This is a genomic window from Hyalangium sp. (assembly GCF_045802625.1).
Classification (GTDB): domain Bacteria; phylum Myxococcota; class Myxococcia; order Myxococcales; family Myxococcaceae; genus Hyalangium.
Map to the genome: position 1 here is coordinate 1 of NZ_JBJMQP010000180.1, position 16,630 is coordinate 16,630.

Below are 16,630 nucleotides of genomic sequence, written 5' to 3' on the forward strand. Positions count from 1 at the left end.
GATCTCCGGGCCGCTCTGCTGCGCCACGGCCTCGAAGCCCGCGGGCTTGAGATCCTCGAGCATGAGGAACTCGACGGCCTTGTTCGCCTTCACCTCCAGGTCCACGCGCACGCGCACGCCGGACTCCACGGGCATGCCGTACTCGGTGCTGGCGCTCATTCGCTCGGAGGCCGCAGAGGGTCGGCCGAGCAGCGTGTACGTGCGCGCCACCTTCACATCTCCGCCAATACCCTTCACGTTCTCGTCGCGGTTGTACACGTCGAAGGTCGCCGCGTAGTACCCAGTCACCGGGGCGCTGTCGCGCTTGAGGACCACGGTGTTCTCCCCGGGCCGGAACGCCGCGTCCGTCAGCACCACCGGGCCGGACAGATCCATGCCCCCGGCGCTGAAGCGCACGCGCGCCGCCTCGCGCCCGTTCACCTCGACGATGAGGGAGCCCGCCGCCGCGGCCGCCTTCTCGCGCGAGGCGAGCTCGGACAGCGCGTAGAGAGCGAAGGCGGTGTCACGGGTGGTGCGCCACTTGCCACCGTTGCGGCGCAGCACGAGGAAGTCCGTCAGCGGCTTCACCCAGGGGCTGGCCGGATCGTGCCGGTAGATGGCCATCAGCGTGTACGCGGTGGCCTCGATGGCCTCGGAGGTCTGCCAGATGTCGTTGGCGTCTCCCGCCGAGACATCCTGCCGCTCGCGGGCGGCCTGGAGGATGTCATCCAGGTTCTCCACGGCGATGCGGGCGCGAGGATCCTTCGCGGAGAGCAGCGCCAGCGCGAGCAGGGCCCGGCCCCGCTTCGAGAGGCGGCTCCGGCGCTCGAACGCCTTGTCGAGTCCGGCCTTTGGGGCGCCACCGGTGGACGCGAGCGCGAAGAGCATCCAGGTGTGCTCCTCGGGGTTGCCGAGCGCGGCGCCGAGGTGGCTCGTGAGGTAGGAGCGGCCCCGCTCCAGCACGCCAGGATTCACCTGCAGCCCCGCGGCGCGGCCGAGCGACAGGCCATAGACGACGTAGGCGGTCATCCACCGGTTCGTCTCATCCCGCTGCCACCAACCCCAGCCCCCATCTCCATGCTGGAAGCCGTAGAGGCGCTTGAGGCCCGCGTCGACCATGTCATCCAGGTCCGCGGGCACGCGGGATTTGGGCAGCCCCAGATCCCGAGCCGTCTTCGCGGCGATGGTGGCGGGCACGAAGCGCGAGAGCGTCTGCTCGACGCACCCATATGGGTACTGCGCCAGATAGGGCAGCGCGTCCATCATCACCGAGGCGAGGGTGGGGGAGACGGTCAGCTCGAAGCGGGTGGCGCTGGCGTTGCGCTGCTCGGGGAGCTTCACCTGGAGCTGCACGGAGTCCGAGAGCCTCCCGGCGAAGGCCGCGCGCTGCGCCGAGCCGTGAACGACCACGGGCAGCGTGAGCTCCATGGCGTCCTGAGCACTACCGCCCCGGGCGACGACCTGGACCTTCACCTCGCCGGGCTTCACGACGCGGTAGCGCGCATCCACTCGCGAGTCGGCGCCCGCGGGCACCTCGATGGTGCGCTGAGTGGCGTCGAGGGGCTCGAAGCCTGGAGCGCTGAAGGACACCTGCACCGAGGCGGGCTTGCCGAGCCGGTTGGACACGAGCGCGGACAGGGTCACCTCATCGCGCTCGGTGAAGAACCGGGGCGACTGGAGCCGGACCATGAGCGGCTTCTCGGTGCGGAAGCTGGCCTTGCCCATGCCCATGGACTCGCCGGTCGTCATGGCGATGGCGAGCGTGCGGAAGCGGGTGAGCGAGTCCGGCACCCGGAGCGCCACCTCCGTGCTCCGGCCCCCGTGCACCTGTGGGAACCAGCCCGCGGACGAGCTGAAGTTCGTGCGCACCTTCACCGGAGGCTCCGCACGGCCACCACCCCCGGGGCCCGCGGCCGGTGAGGCCGGAGCAGGAGCGGCGTCGGCGGCCATCTCAGCGCTCGGCTCGGCTGCCTTTTTCTCCTTGGCCATCCCAAACGCGCTGTCGTCCTTCGCGGCTCTTGGAGCCATGGATGCGGCGGGCGCGGGTGCGGGCTTGTTGCGGACTTTGTCGTCCTCCTCGACCGGAGCTGGGGTCTTGGCGGGTGCCTCTGTTTCCTTTCGAGGGACCGGCCGGAAGGAGCGCTGATTCTGGGTGTATCCAGTCGTCACCCAGAGCTGCTGCGGCCTGCGGCCGAAGAAGGAGAGCACGTCGCTCTGATCGGGCGCGATGGTGAAAATCGCCTCATCGACGGAGGACACCGTGAGCTCCACCTCGCCCTGGGCTCCCTGGATGTCGATGCGGGCCTTCTGAGGAGCGCCGGGCTCCACCACCTCCGAGGAGTGGGAGACATTCACCTGCAGGGCGTTGTCCGTCCCGGACACCTTCACCACGGCCTGTTGCTGGAGGAAGGTGCCCTGCTCGAAGCGGCCGACCTGGAGCCAGGCATTGGGCGTCATGGCGCCGGTGAGCGGCAGCTCCACGAAGCGTGCACGCCCGTTCAAGGGGAACGACTGCACGGCGTGCAGCGCCTGGCCTTCGATGCTGAAGAGGACGTGGCCGCCCGCGCTGGGAGTGACCACCAGCGCCCGGACGGTTCCGCCCACGGAGAGCGGAGCCCGGTCCGTGAGGAGCGCGAAGCCCAGGTTGGGCGGCGTGAATGGCTTCACATCGCTCGTGAGCCACACATCGGTCGAGGCCAGGACCGGCTCGGTGTCCGGCGCCCCGGAGCGGCGGACCTCGATGCGGGCGGCTCCCACCGCGTCTCCATCCAGCACGGCCTCGCCGCGTCCATTCGCCAGCTGCGCCGAGCGCTTCAGGATGACGCTCTGGCTTCCATTCTTCTCGAGGCGCAGCAGCCGCACCTCCACCGCGGGAGACTGAGCGCGCCCGTTCGCATCCTCGGCGCGGAGCTTGAGCTGGATGGGCTCTCCGGGCTTGTAGAGGTAGCGGTTGCTCCGCACGTCGACGAAGACGGGCGTGGAGGACACGTTGACGGTGCCGCTGCCTGTCACCTCGCGGCGGCTTGAGTCGGTGACGAAGACCTGGACCTGGTAGCTGCGATCCCCGGCGTCCTGAGGCTTCGGCAGCTCGAGCTCCGCGTTGCCATCCGCGCCCGTCTTGAAGCTCAGCGTCGTCTGCCGATACGTCGGCTGCCAGCCCCGGTTGTAATAGCGCTCCTCGTCGGAGTCGTAGCCGCCGCCCCAGCCCACCGCGAGATCATCTTCCCAGCGGCTCCACTGGTGCACGTAGCCCAGCTCCGTCACGATGGCCCGTCCGCTCGCGTTGGCCACCGGGCCGCCGGAGTAGCGCGACGCGGAGATGCGCACCTTGATCGGCTTGCCGGGAGCCGGGCTCTCGGCGGGCTCCACCGAGACGAGGAACTCGGGGGGCTTGAACTCCTCCACACGGAACACGCTGTTCGCCTGCTGGAAGGACACGGACTCTCCCGAGACGGTCTCCACCTGGAAGCGCCACTGCCCCAGAGAGGCATTCTTCCCAAGCGGCACCTCGAAGGCCGAGGTGCCGAAGGCATTCGTCCGGAGCTCCTTCGTGAGCACCTCGCGGGACTGCGCGTCATAGACGCGCACGCGCACGTCCCGGCCGGCCACGGGAGTCGAGGGGCCGCTCGCGCGGCTTCGCAGGAACAGCTTCGCCCCCACTGTCTCTCCGGGCTTGTACAGCGGCCGATCCGGGAGCACGTACGCCAGCCACTCGCGCTGCTCCTCCGAGTTGTAGCCATTCGACCAGCCACGCGCGAAGGTGACGTGGCCGTTCGCGCTCGCCCAGGCGGTGAGCGCCTGCAGCCTGCCCTGGAGCTGCAGTGGAATGCGGGCCAGCCCGGCCTCGTCAGTGCGCCCCCCGAGCCGCGTGTAGCGCGTCTGATTGTCATAGCTGCTCGCGAAGACGACGACCTCGGCGTTCTTCGCGGCCTCGCCCGTGGTGGCATCGGCCACGAACACGGCGACCTCTTGGGGAGCGACCTTGACGGCCATGGCCAGGGGTGTGATCAGCAGCCAATCGGACGCGTGCTCCTTCCCGCTGGAAGCCTCCACGATCCAGGCGCCGGGACCCGGGACGTCGATGGTCTCCTCCAGAGACGAGGGTGCATGGGGAGTCGGCGCGGAGAGCTGCCGGGTCCACCGCTTCACCTCGGGCCCTGGCGCTCCCATGGGAGAGGAATTCAGCACCTTCTCCGGGTTCTGCTGGAGCGGCTCCGCGCGGCGCAGCATGAACGTGACGCTGGTGAGGTTGCGGAAGGAGACCTGCATCGTCGGCTTCACGCCGGGCTGATCGATGTACTGGGTGCCCATGGAGAGCTGGGGACGCTGGATGCTCTCCACGTGGGCGCGCGCCTGGTCGTACACGTTGCTCGTCGTGCCGTTGAAGCGCGACACGATCTGGCCGTAGAGCTCGAGCGCCGCCGTGTACTGCTGGGAGCCCTCCTTCTGCTGAGCCAGGAAGAAGAGGGCATCGTCGGCGAACTCGGTCTGGCCTTGGCCCAGCTCCAGCAGCTCCTTCTCCGCGCGAGTGACGCGGTCCGTCATCCCCGACTGCATCCAGGAGTGCGCTCTCACGTAGAGGGCATGTGCGCGGTCCCGGGCAGAGGGCTCCAGGGACAGCACACGCTCGCAGAGCCCTTCCACGAACTTCGAGTTGTAGAGCTGCTGCTCCATCTGCTTGAGCGCGGTGCGGAAGAACAGCCCTCGGGCTTCTTGCGCCCACCGGCCCCCCGAGCCGCGCGCCACCGCCTCGAGCTGCTCCAGCGCCACGGAGTTGCGATCCCGGTTGCCCTTGCTCGTCCGGGTCTCACCGCGCTCGGCCAGGGTGATGTTGGCCAGGGCGCGTGGCAGATCCACCGGGCCGTCCTCCGCCACTTTGCGAAGCGACTGTAGGGCACCGGAGCTGTCTCGTCCCGAGAGCAGACAGGCCCGGTCGGCCTTCACCTGAGCCTCACGGGCCAGCGTGGAGGAGGGGTGCTTGCGGAGGAACTCTCGGAACGCCTCGCAGGCGCGGGCCATCGACTGCTCCGAGAGGTTGCGGTTGGCTCCGTCGAACTGGGCCTGTTCGGCCTCTGGAGCGCTCGGCGTGGGGACGGCGGTGGCAGCGGCGGCCGGGCCCGGGAAGACGAGCCCTACGGCCAGCAAGAGCAGTGCCGCGAGACGAGCAGGGTGGAACACAGTGGAACTCCAGGCTTGAAACGTGCGTGGATCCATCAACGCACCAGTCATGAATAGAATCTATCGGGTGAGCATGCGTCTCATGAACCCCCCACTGCATCGAGCGATGGTGACCGGAGCCGTGTTGGCCGGGCTGATCGTTCCCGTCCTGTGCTCTCTCGCCGCGTGGGTGCTGGCGGGGAGCGCGGTCCGAGTCATGTTCGCCATCACGGTGGCGGCCCTCCTCAACATGCCCTCGCCGCTGGGCGGAGGCATGGTCATTCAAGGCGTTCTCCGGGTGCGGTGGATGAAGTGGGAGTGGACCTTCGACGCGGACAGGAGCCTGTTCGAAGGAGTGGCGGGCTATTTCCTGCTCAGCGCCGTGACCACGGGGGGCTTCTTCGTCGCCGCGCCGGTCGTGGGGGCGATCCTCCGAGGGGTGGGACCATTGCGGACCGGGCTCGATGAGGTGCTGGCGCTCGGAGCCGTGGCCCTGCTCGTCGTCGTGGCGGCCGTGCTCCACCGCTCTGAAATCCCGCTTCGCTCGCTTCGGTCCCAACTCGAGCGGCAGGGAGCGCAGATCCGGCCGGAGGAGCTTGCCAGCGCGATGAGGCGGCTCTCCTGGCTGGCGCGTCCCGAGGGTGGCATCGGCCACGTGGGAGGAATCGGCGCGCGGACGGTGGGATTGCACGAACACCTCGAAGCGGAGGCCCTGCTGCGCTTCGCTTCCAAGCGAGGGGCTTCTGGGGCCGCCGAGCTTCATGCCCGGTGCCTGGATTACCTCCTGTCGCGTGCGGAGCCTGGGGGTGGCTTCTCCGTCTATCCGTCCGGGCTGGCCCGGGCGCAGTACACCGCGCAGGCGTTGGAAGCGCTGAAGGAGCGCCTCGACGAGTCCTCGCTTCACCGGCACCGGGCGGCCCTGCTGGCGTGCCAGCGCGAAGACGGCCGGTTTGGCCGCAGCGCCATGGCGCCGGCCTCGGAAGAAGCCACCACGTGGGCTCGCGGTATCCTGGGCCCATGAGCAAGCCAACCTGGGCAGGGTGGTGGGCAGCCCGGAGCCACGTCTGCCAGATCGCGCAGCTCCTGGTGCTCCTCCTGGCGCCCAGGGCGCTCGCGGATCGCCTCACGGTCAACCCCGACACGCAGCTGTCCCTGGACTTCCAGGTGCCGGGGATGACCCCCTGCATCCTCCTTCCCGAGAAGGCGTACGATCCCGAGGCGTGCGCGGGCGTTCCCCAGGAGAAGAAGGTGCCTCCGGCGAGCCATGGCGGGAGCGTGCGCGCGCTGGTGTTCCTGCAGCAGCCCGGGCACGTGTTCATCTTCACCCTGGTGAGCATTCAGCGGCCAGGGATCGGCCAGATGTACGATCGGCACATCCAGGGCTTCATCCAGGGCACGCTGAAGAATCTGTCGCAGGAGTTCGGCGCCCCGATGCAGGCCGGGGGAGACGCGGGGAAGGAGTACACCCTCGAGCGGGAGAACGGAGTCCCGGTAGCCCGCTGGGAGTACACGACGAAGCTGCCGGACTCGGACCCCCGGACGAACACGGCGAACGCGGTGGTCTACCTGATCCCCTCGCGGGACACGCTCGACATCTTGTCGGTCAGCACGCGCCGGCAGGACCTGGAGGCGGCTCGGTTCGTAGGCGAGCAGGTGATCTCCACGCTACAGCTCCCCCTCACCATCGACGCGGATACGTTCGGCGGAGACATGACCTACGCCGTATGGTGGGCAGTCGGGCGAGTCCTGGTACCCCTGGTGCTGGTGCTCGTGGCCGCCGGGTGGATCGGGTGGCGCTACCTCAAGGCGCGAGGCAGATAGAAGAGAGACAGACACCGCCAGCCCGGAAGGGAGTAGGGTGGCGGAGTAGCTTTTCTGCTCTTCCGAGCCCTCGCCGCCACGGCGGCCCAGCCTCTCCGGACGGCCCTTGAACGGACAAACCGAGCACCGCATCGCCCTCTTTCTCGACTTTGAGAACCTCGTCACCAACACCGGCATCAGCGCCTCTAACTTCGATCTGCAGCCCTCGCTCGATCGGTTGCTGGAGAAGGGCAAGGTGGTGTTCCGCCGCGCCTACTGCGACTGGTCCCGCTTCCCGGACGCGAAGACGCGCCTACACGAGTACGGCGTGGAGCTGCTCGACGTGCCGCCCTCGACGCGCTCAGGGAAGAACGGCGCGGACATGCGCCTGGTCATCGACGCGCTGGAGCTGTGCTACGCACGCGAGCACATCGACACCTTCGTCATCGGCTCGGGGGACAGCGACTTCTGCCCGCTGGCCTACAAGCTGCGCGAGAACGGCCGCACCGTCATCGGGTTGGGGGTGAAGAGCTCCACCTCGCCGCTCTTCGTGAAGGCCTGCGACGAGTTCCTCTACCTGCGGCCCAAGACGGCCCGCGGGGACAAGGACAAGCGCGACTCCGTCAGCGCCGAGGAGGAGACCACCCACGGCTCACGCTCCGGACACCGCGGCAAGGGGCACGCGAGCAAGACTGCCGAGTCCGAGCCCGCCGCTTCCCACAAGGGCCGTCCCAAGGTGCCGGAGATCGCCCGCTCGGTGGTGAAGCGCCTGCTCGGGAGCGCGGCGGGGCCGCTCAATCCGTCCCTCATCAAGGAGACCATCGTCCGCAAGGAGCCGGACTTCGACGAGCGCGATCACGGCTTCTCCACCTTCGCCAAGCTGCTCGAGGCCATGGAGCAGGAGGGGCTGCTCAAGCGGCAGCAGCAGGGCCGGCAGTGGTACGTGGTGACGCCGGAGGCGGCGCCCCCGGCGCGCGGGAGCTCGAAGCGCGGTGCGGCGGCGGCTCAGGAGGCGGCGGAGGACGAGGACCTGGAGTCCTATCCGGATCCGGAGGATCTGGAGGGATAGCGGGGAGAGCACGCGCCGTGCCCCAGATCGAGAAGCTCCGCGTCCGCGTGGAGGACGGTGTGGAGTCCGAGGCGGCGCTCTTCGTCCGTGAGCAAGGGCAGCCCGCGCGGGCGATCATCGTCTGCACCCCCGCGATGGGAGTGCCGGCGCGCTTCTACGAGCCGCTGGCGCATGAGCTCGCGGACCGTGGGCTGTGCGCCGTGACCGCCGAGCTGCGAGGCATCGGCTCCAGCTCGGTGCGGGTGCGGCGAGGCGTGGACTTCGGGTATCACGAGCTGGCACTGCGGGATCTGCCCGCGGTGATCTCCGCGGCTCGGGGGGTGTACCCGGAGGCGCCCGTCTTCGTGCTGGGACACAGCCTGGGCGGACAGGTGAGCGCGCTCTATGCCAGCGCCCATCCGGAGGCGGTGCGAGGGCTCATCCTGGTCGCGTCCGGCACGCCGTACTTCCGCAACTGGCGCTTCCCCGGGAACCTGGGAGTGCTCGTGGGCACACAGCTCATGCGGGGCCTCAGCTCGGTGCTGGGGTACTACCCCGGGCGGCGGTTCGGGTTCGGCGGCACGGAGGCTCGGCGCCTGATCCGCGAGTGGACCGCGTTCGCGGCGCGAGGCCGGCTCCGGGTGACGCAGAGCCCGCATGACACGGAGGCCCGCTTGCAGCAGTTCTCCCGGCCCCTGCTCGCCATCTCCTTCGATGACGACCCGCTGGCGCCGAGGCCGGCGGTGGATCACCTGCTCTCCAAGATGCCGCGAGCCGAGCTCACGCGCTGGCACCTGCGGCCCTCGGAGGTGGGAGTGCAAGCGCTGAATCACTTTCAGTGGGCGAAGCGGCCCGCTCCCGTCGCGGAGCTGATCGGTGAGTGGATCCGCGCCCGCTGAGCCCGGCTATTTGCTCACCGCGATGGACTTCCGGAAGAGCGACAGACTGTAAACGAAGAACGCCACACCCACCGCGCTCACCATCAGGAACTGACGCCAGACCGCCCCCAGCCCCCCGCCGCGATAGATGATGACCTGCGAGAAGCTGACGAAGTGCCGGGCCGGCAGGAAATAGGTGATGTACTGCAGCCATTTCGGCTGGCTCTCGACGGGCGTGCTCCCGCCCGACAGGAGCATCAGCACGAGGACCACGAGGATGATCAACAGCGCGAACTGCGCCATCGACCGTGAAATAGTCCCCAGGAAGATCCCGAGCGCCGTGGCGAAGAACAGATAAAGCACGACACCGACAAACCACAGCGCCACCGAGCCGGCGAACGGCACCTTCAGCACCATGTCCACGACCCCGAGGAGCGAAGCCGCGGTCGCGACGAGAATCACGAGGCTGTTGGCCCATACCTTCGCCATCGCGATCTCGAACGCGTTCAGCGGCATCACGAGCAGGTGCTCCAAGGTTCCGTGTTCGCGCTCGCGGATGACCGCGGCGCCCGTCAGAACGACCGTCAGCAGCGTGATCTGATTGATGATGGCCACCACGCTCTTGAACCAGGAGGAGATCTCGTTGGGGTTGAAGAGCTTGCGAATGACCAGGTTGATGGGCCTCGCCTCTATATCCTCCGTGCGCTTGAGGTACGACGAGATCCGGTCGTTGATGATGTTCCGGATGTAGCCGGCGCCAATGCCCGCCTGCTGCATGGCGGTCGCGTCGATGTTCATCTGGAGATCCGGGTTGCGCCCCGCCCGAAGGTCGTGCTCGAAGCGGGGCGGAATCACGACGACGAACATGTACCGGCCTCGATCCATGGTCGGCTCGACGTCCGCGGCGGTGATGACCTCGGGCAGCTTGAAGCGGGGCGGATAGAAGGCGTTGAGCATCTCCTTGGACAACGCTGACCCGTCCTCGTCCACGAAAGCGATCGATGCGTTGTTCACCTCGCTCGAGGTCCCCGTCGCCTGGACATAGATTGCCAGGGTGAACGCATAGATGACGAACACGACCATCACCACGTCGCTCAGCAGACTGCGAAGCTCCTTGAGCCCGAGCCACAGGATATTTAGCAGCGATTTCACGCCTATCTCTCCTGTTTTCTCAAGCCGATGGCACTGACAAGCAGGAGGATCGGGATGCAAGCGGCCAGAAAGAGGATGTCCCCCAGGATGAGGCGAGTTCCCAGTCCCTTCGTATATGCGCCCAGACTGGCGTGCATGTAATAGGCGGCCGGCCAGATTGAACCGACCAGCGCGGCACTACCCTGCAGCGTGGAGACAGGCTGCAACAAACCGGAGAACTGGATGGTTGGCACAATGGTCAGAATCGCCGTGACGAAGACGGCCGCGACCTGGCTGCCGGTGAATGTGGATGTCACCATCCCGAGGCCTGTCGTCGCTATGATGTAGAACAGCGTGCAGAGCAGCAGCGCCAGGAAGCTGCCCTTGATCGGGACATTGAAGACGACCAGCGACAGGGCGGTCAGGATGAGAAAGTTGGCCATCCCAATTCCGATGTAGGGCAGCTGCTTCCCGATCAGGTACTCCAGCCTTCCCGTGGGCGTGACATAGAAGTTGATGATCGAGCCCAGCTCCTTTTCGCGCACGATGCTGACCGTCATGAGAATCGCGGGTATCAGCAGCAGCAGCAGTGCTGGGACACTCGGCACGATGGAGTAGATGCTCTCGAACGTTGGATTGTACATGAAACGTTCTGCGATATTGGCCGTGTATTTTTGGGCTGCGGCTGTCTGGAGACCGCTCGCGGGATCCTGCAACATCCCGCTGTGCACTCCCTCGACATATTGCTCGACGGTATCGCCACGGAACGTCATGGCGCCATCCACCTGCGCCAGCACCTCGGGCCCGGAGCCCCGGCGGAAGTCCAGACCGAACCGAGGCGGGATCTCCAGCACCACCGAGACATCATCCGACTGTAGCCGCTTGAGTGCGTCGTCGGCGGATTGGGGCGGCGGAGCCTGAGAGAAATAGCGTCTCGCCGCGGCGAACTGATCGATGTACGCGCGGCTCTCGGGCGACTGGTCGAGGTCCAGCGCGGCAAAGCGGATATTTTCGACGTCGGTCGTGATTCCGAAGCCAAAAACGAGCATCAGCAGCGCAGAGCCGATGAAGGCAAAGGCCAGTCGAACCGGGTCGCGAAGGATCTGTACGGCCTCATTGTGGGTATATGCGAGCAGCCGGCCAAGGCGCAGCCGGAGGCTGGATCGCGCCGGTGACACGTGCTGGGTCGCGGGCGCTTGGGCCGCGGGCGCCGGGGCGGGAGCTTTGTCCTTGCTCTCGGCGGGTGCGGCGGCAGCAGCGGCGGCAGCAGAGTCTTCCATGTAGGCGATGAAGGCGGTCTCCAGGCTGTCGGCCTTTCGTGCCTCGATCAGCTTTTGCGGTGTGTCACACGCCAACACCTTTCCCGCGTTCATGAGGGAGATCCGGTCGCAGCGCATCCCTTCGTTCATGAAGTGCGTCGTCACGAAGATGGTGACGCCCTGCTTCCTCGAGAGGTCGATCAGCAGCTCCCAAAAACTGTCCCGGGCGATTGGATCGACTCCCGACGTGGGCTCGTCCAGGATCAGGATCTGTGGCTCGTGCAGCACTGCGACGGCCAATGAAAGCCGCTGGCGCAAGCCCATCGGCAGGTCCTCGGCCAACGCATCCAGATGCGTGCCCAGCCCGAATCGTTCGACCAGCTCCTCGATGCGCGTCTTCGCCTTCTCGGGCGGGAGATGATAGAGCCGGGCATGCAGGACCAGGTTCTGACGGACGGTCAGCTCGCCGTAGAGCGAGAAGGCCTGCGTCATGTAGCCCAGGTTCTTGCGCACCTCCATGCTTCCGGCCTCGACGGCGCTGCCGAAGAGCTTGGCCGACCCTTCCGTGGGGGGCAGAAGGCCGGTCAACATCTTCATGGTCGTGGACTTGCCGCAGCCATTGGAGCCCAGAAAGCCGAAGATCTCGCCGCGCTCGATCGACAAGGTGACGTGGTCGACGGCCGTGAAGCTGCCGAAGCGGCGAGTCAGGCCGTGGGCTTCGATGGCCAGATCACCCTTGCCCGACTCACGGGGAGGGATGGTGAGCACCTTATGGCCCTTGCGCTTCTCCTCGGGCAGCAGCGCGATGAAGCATTGCTCCAGATCCTTCGTACCCGAGCGCTCCATCAGCTCCGCGGGGCTCCCGGTCGCCAGCACCTTTCCCGCGTCCATGGCGACGATCCAGTCCCACTGCTGAGCCTCGTCCATGTAGGCCGTGGAGATGACGACGCTCATTCCAGGGCGCCCGGCGCGAATCTCGTCAATGAGGGACCAGAATTGCCGCCTCGAGAGCGGATCGACGCCCGTGGTGGGTTCGTCGAGGATGAGCAGATCCGGGTCGTGGACCAACGCGCCGCAGAGCCCCACCTTTTGCTTCATGCCGCCCGAGAGCTTGCCGGCGGGGCGCTCCGCGAACCTTCCCAGCCCCGTGGCATCGAGCAGCTGCCTGACGCGGACCTCGCGTTCCGCGGAGGACAGCCCGAAGAGCCGGGCCATGAAGTCGACGTTGTCGTAGACGCTGAGCTCCAGATACAGGTTCTTGCCCAGGCCCTGAGGCATGTACGCGACCCGCGGGCCCACCGCGCGCCGGTGCCGGGCGTCGGCGATGTCCCCACCCAGGACGATCACCTTTCCCTGCTGCATCTTCTTGGAGCCAGCGACCAGGGCCATCAGCGTCGACTTGCCGACGCCGTCAGGACCCACGATGCCGACCATGATGCCGCTGGGGATCTCTAGCGAGATGCCATCGAGCGCGACGACTTTGCCATAGCGGTGCGTCACGCTCTGGATGGAGACGACTGGCTCGGCAAACCCAGCCGTCGATTCGGGAGACGCAGAGGAGGCCATGGATGAGCCCTCCCGGTCACGGAACCAAACTGGATTCAGCTGGGGGGGCGACGGTCTTCTGCAGCTTGGCCGGCCAGGTGGCGGATGGGTCCACCTTGACATAACCGACGCCGCGGATGCCCGTCTTGATGCGCTCGACGTAGCGGCTGGCCAGCTCCTTGGGGACCTGAATCTTCACCCGGAACATCAGCTTCTCCCGCTCGCTCTTCGTCTCAACCTGCTTGGGCGTGAACTGTGCTTCTGGAGACACGAAGCTGACATACCCGGGGACCGAGCGGTCAGGCTCGTAGTCGACGGTGATGCGCGCTTCGGAGCCCAGCTTCATCCTGGCAGCCTCGTTGGCCGGGAGAAATATCTCCATGTAGACGTCTTCCAGGTTCACGAGCGTCAGCGCCTTTCCGCCGGGGGCGAGGACTTCGCCGGGCTCGGCGAGCCGATAGAGAACTCTTCCAGTCACGGGAGACTTGAGCGTCGCGTCGGCGATGCGCGTCTTGACCGTCTCCGCATTGGCTCGCGCGACCGCGACCTCCTGCTTGGCGGTCTTCAGCTGTGCTTGCGCTTGCTCCAGGGTGGCCTGGGTCGTCCTCAGGTTGTTGGCTCGAACGTCCAAGTCCTGCCGCGAGCCGGCGCCCTCCGCCAGCAGCTTTCGGGAGCGCTCGAGCTCGGTGGTGGCGAGCTGGATCTCGCTCTGCTGCTTGACGATTGCCGCGTCGGCCAACGCCAGGCGTTCCTGCGCGGCCGCGACGCTCGCGTTGGCTTCAGCCAGATTGGCCTCCAGCGTGGTGGTGTCCAACTGCACCAGCACCTGGTCTGGCTTGATGAGGTCGCCTTCGTTCACAAGGATTTGCTTCACCCTCAGGGGTTCCTTGGCGGCGACATCGACGAGCTTCGCCTCAATCCGGCCGTTGCCGGAGACGATCCCCTCTGGCAGCGCGGCTTGCTTCCCTTTCCAATACCGGAAGCCGATGAATGCGACGACCACGACGGCGATCGCCCCAATGATCCACTTGAAAGACTTCTTCGGGAGCTTCTTGGCCATGGCAGACGCCTCTATTGCTTCCCTGGTGGCGGGTTCTTGGTTTCTGGCGCCCGTGGCTGGGACAACAAATCGCCCCAGTCGGTCCTATCCTTCATCTCGCCTTGCGTCTTTTCCGATACGATCGGCTGTGCCTGGCGCACCTCCCAGCCCCCGCCCAGCGCCTTGTACAGGCCTACCAGGTTCGTGGCGATGGATGAGTTCGCCTGGGCCAGGCTGTTCTGCTGCTGCAAGAGCGAACGTTGCGCATCCAGCACGCGCTGGTAATCCACCGCGCCTTCTCGGTACTGCACCAAGGCGATCTCCACCGACCGTTGGGCGGCCTTGACGGAGGCTTGCTCGAACGCCATGGCCTTCTGGGAGTTGACGAAGCCCGTCATTGCGTCCGCGACCTCCTGGGCCGCTCTGAGCACCGTGTTCTGGTAGCTGACGAGCAATTGCTGGAACCGCGCATCTTCGACACGCACCCCGTTCTTCAGGCGGCCGTAGTTCAGGAAGGGCCAGACAATCCGAGGGCCCACGGAGTAGGCCAGGCTGGCGGAGGAGAGGAAATTGTGGGTAGCGGTGTTGCTCGACTCGAGCCCGATCGAGCCGAAGAGCGAGAAGCTGGGATAGAGCTCCGCCTCGGCGACACCAATGCGGGCACACTGCGCGGCGGCATACAACTCGGCGCTGCGCACATCCGGACGCCGCCGCAGCATCTCGGCCGGCACGCCGACGGCCACCTTCTCCGGCGCCGCCGGAATCTGCTTGGGTCCCGCCAGCAAGGCCTCGATGTCGCCCGTGGACTGGCCCAGGAGCGTGCTCAAGGCGTTACGAGCCTGGTCCAGCAGGATCTCCAACTGGGGGATGGTGGCCCGGGTGCTCTCCAACAGCGTCGTGGCCTGGGCCACATCGAGCTCCGAGGTGGCGCCATTGCGGAAGCGCGACTCGGCAATCAGGAGCCCCTGCTCCTGAATCCGGGTGTTCTCCTGGGCTTGCTCGATGAGCACCTCGTACGTGCGAATCAAGACATAGGTTCGCGCGACCTCCGCGCTGAGCGAGACGAGGGCGGAATGGTAGTCCGCCACCGATGCGAGCAAGCTGTCGGCTCCCGACTCCACTCCCCGCCGGTACTTGCCCCAGAAATCGAGCTCCCATGCCGCGTCGAAGCCCAGCCGGAAATCCCCATAGTTGCGATCGAGATTGGCCACATTGGCTGCGTTCTTGCTGAGCCCTATGGCGGTGGCGTTGCCGCTGGCCACCTGCGTCTGCGGAAACTGTCGGCCGGTGAGAATGCCCAACTGGGCGCGGGCCTCCACGATCCTCAGCCCCGCTACCTGTAGCGGCAGGTTCTGCTGGTAGGCGAGCTCGATCAGGTGATTGAGGGACTGATCACCGAAGGTTTTCCACCACTCGGCGTCGACCGCGGTCTGTGTCGAGATCTGCGGATCCCCGTATGTGCGCCACTCTCTGGGCGCCGTGACTGTGGGTTTCTTGAAATCGGGACCTACCGCGCACCCACAGAGCGTCGATAAGACGCCGAGCAGCGGCAATGCGCTGACAAAGGGCGAAAGCCCCGGGAGCATCCCTTGCTTGGTGCTGTTCGTCCCCCGCATTCGGACCACCTCAGTGGCGAGATAATCCGCACTTCGCAGGGGGGCAGGAAGACGATCGGGCGGGCGAGTCGATGTCGCCTGCCAGACAGGATTAGCCGTTGGCGCCGTCTTGCATGAGGAGGGCCGCCGGATCAGTCACGACGATGTCCGCGCCGTAGCGGTGAAGCTCCGCGGCGTGGCCCAGGCGGTCGATACCTACGACATAGGCGAAATGTCCCGCCCGGGCAGCCGCGACGCCGGCAGGCTCGTCCTCGAAGACGACCGTTTCCTCGGAACCGACGCCGAGGGACTCGGCGGCTGCGAGGTAGACGTTGGGGGTCGGCGTGCCGTCAGGGTGCTTTCCGGTGGCGAGTGAGCCATCGATCCGCGCATCGAAGAGGTCCGCGATGCCGGCCGACATGAGAATCTCGGCGCAGTACTTGCTCTCGGAGACGACCGCGGTCCGAAGGCCGGCGGCGCGCGCCGCCTGGACGTAGCGGACCGCTCCCTCGTACGTCTCCACCTGCTCGTGCCGGAGCAGCTCGGCCAGGAGCTCGCCCTTGCGCTCGGTGAGTGCGTGAACGGTGTGCTCGGGCAGCTCGATCCCGCGGGAGTCGAGGAACGAGCGGATGCCGTCCAAGGGCGGCTTGCCGTCGATGTGGAGGCTGTAGTCGCGGACCCGATCGAAGGGGATGAAGGGTTGATCCGACGCTTGCGCCCGTTGCCGCAGGTAGTGGTCGCACAGTTGCTTCCAGGCCTTGGCGTGGAGGTCGGCGGCTTGGGTGAGTACGCCATCGAGACCGAAGATGCAGGCGCGCGTGCGGGGCGGGAGCCCGAGCCTTGTCCGTGTGAGCGGTGGCTCACCCAGGATGAAGGAATCGACCGCGTAGGCGAACCCGTCCTCGTCGTTGGAGCGCGTGACGTGGCGTGCAACGCGCTGGACCTCGGGGTTGGCGTTGCCCATGGCGATCCCAACGCCGGCGGCGTTCAGCATCGGTATGTCGTTGGACATGTCACCGATGGTCGCGATCTCATCGAGGGGAAGCTGGAGAAGGCGTGCGGCCTCGCGCACGACCATGCCCTTGTTCGCTTCGGGGTGTGTGATGTCGAGATAATAGGGCGTCGATCGTGCCGCTGATGCATCGGTGCCCAGCCGCTGGCTGAGCTCGGCTTCGCAACGCTCGACCAACGCTCGATCC

General features: G+C 66.7%; 10 protein-coding genes. 4 read left to right on the forward strand and 6 right to left on the reverse strand.

Features of this window, described 5'->3' with window-relative positions:
* Nucleotides 1-5,208: MG2 domain-containing protein (locus tag ACJ8AT_RS30735; protein ID WP_407741494.1), on the reverse strand; the 5,208-nt coding region annotated here is incomplete at its 3' end.
* A 31-nt stretch (nt 5,209-5,239) separates the two neighbouring features.
* Here ACJ8AT_RS30735 and ACJ8AT_RS30740 point away from each other — a divergent pair.
* The 4 genes from ACJ8AT_RS30740 (at nt 5,240) to ACJ8AT_RS30755 (ending at nt 8,883) form a co-directional block, all read left to right on the forward strand.
* A complete protein-coding gene (locus tag ACJ8AT_RS30740; RefSeq protein WP_407741495.1) occupies nt 5,240-6,157 on the forward strand; it encodes a hypothetical protein in 918 nt (305 codons plus the stop codon).
* A complete protein-coding gene (locus ACJ8AT_RS30745) occupies nt 6,154-6,957 on the forward strand; it encodes a hypothetical protein (protein WP_407741496.1) in 804 nt (267 codons plus the stop codon). Before ACJ8AT_RS30740 ends, ACJ8AT_RS30745 begins: the two co-directional genes overlap by 4 nt.
* A gap of 106 nt (nt 6,958-7,063) precedes the next feature.
* Nucleotides 7,064-8,005, forward strand: a complete 942-nt coding sequence (locus ACJ8AT_RS30750; protein WP_407741497.1) for an NYN domain-containing protein — start codon at nt 7,064-7,066, stop codon at nt 8,003-8,005.
* Nucleotides 8,006-8,022: 17 nt separating this feature from the next.
* Nucleotides 8,023-8,883, forward strand: coding sequence for an alpha/beta fold hydrolase (locus tag ACJ8AT_RS30755; RefSeq protein WP_407741498.1), 861 nt, complete (start codon nt 8,023-8,025; stop codon nt 8,881-8,883).
* 6 nt (nt 8,884-8,889) lie between these two features.
* On the opposite strand, the gene ACJ8AT_RS30760 is transcribed toward ACJ8AT_RS30755, so the two are convergent.
* The 5 genes from ACJ8AT_RS30760 to ACJ8AT_RS30780 form a co-directional block, all read right to left on the reverse strand.
* Nucleotides 8,890-10,014, reverse strand: a complete 1,125-nt coding sequence (locus tag ACJ8AT_RS30760; protein WP_407741499.1) for an ABC transporter permease — start codon at nt 10,012-10,014, stop codon at nt 8,890-8,892.
* 2 nt (nt 10,015-10,016) lie between these two features.
* The gene (gene rbbA, locus ACJ8AT_RS30765) at nt 10,017-12,818 is read right to left on the reverse strand and encodes a ribosome-associated ATPase/putative transporter RbbA (protein ID WP_407741500.1); all 2,802 of its coding nucleotides are present in this window, start codon (nt 12,816-12,818) and stop codon (nt 10,017-10,019) included.
* Between the two features lie 16 nt (nt 12,819-12,834).
* The gene (locus ACJ8AT_RS30770; protein WP_407741501.1) at nt 12,835-13,857 is read right to left on the reverse strand and encodes an HlyD family secretion protein; all 1,023 of its coding nucleotides are present in this window, start codon (nt 13,855-13,857) and stop codon (nt 12,835-12,837) included.
* 11 nt (nt 13,858-13,868) lie between these two features.
* The gene (locus ACJ8AT_RS30775; protein ID WP_407741502.1) at nt 13,869-15,452 is read right to left on the reverse strand and encodes an efflux transporter outer membrane subunit; all 1,584 of its coding nucleotides are present in this window, start codon (nt 15,450-15,452) and stop codon (nt 13,869-13,871) included.
* Nucleotides 15,453-15,543: 91 nt separating this feature from the next.
* Nucleotides 15,544-16,630 (reverse strand): HAD-IA family hydrolase (locus ACJ8AT_RS30780; RefSeq protein WP_407741503.1); only part of this gene is annotated, 1,087 nt, incomplete at its 5' end.